Origin of the sequence: Mesorhizobium sp. M7A.F.Ca.ET.027.02.1.1 (genome assembly GCF_004022985.1) — a bacterium.
Classification (GTDB): Bacteria; Pseudomonadota; Alphaproteobacteria; order Rhizobiales; family Rhizobiaceae; genus Mesorhizobium.
The window spans coordinates 1-400 of sequence record NZ_RZOL01000981.1 but is presented as its reverse complement, the minus strand read 5'-3'; the positions used below and the strand labels follow the sequence as shown (position 1 = coordinate 400).

The 400-nt window shown below is 63.8% G+C and carries 1 protein-coding gene; it reads right to left on the bottom strand.

From position 1 onward, the window contains the following. Positions 1-400: LysR substrate-binding domain-containing protein (locus tag EN749_RS37345; RefSeq protein WP_245491607.1), on the bottom strand; the 400-nt coding region annotated here is incomplete at both ends.

Sequence of the window (400 nt, the reverse complement as noted above, 5' to 3'; positions counted from 1 at the left end):
GAGAACGACCTGAAGTTCGCCGGATTTCAATTCCTGCTCGATCAGGTAGCGTGGAAGCAGCGCATAACCCATGCCGGCAACCGCCGCTTCGATGATCATCGAGAATTGATCGAAGCGGTGCCCCCTGTAGGCGGTCTCGCCGGACAGCCCGGCCCACTCCAGCCATTGCGTCCAGAGCCTCGGGCGCGTTGCCAGGTGCAGCAAGGGCTCATTGAGAAGATCGGCCGGCGTCAGCTTAGGTCCCGACGCCAGCAGCGCACCGCCGGCCACCGGCAGGATCGACTCGCTGCAGAGATAGGTGCACGTGGCGCGCGCCCACACCGGCTGTCCGTAGTGGATGGCGAGTTCGAAATTCTCTTCCTCGAAGTCGAACGGCGCCGAGCGCGAGCCGACATTGAGG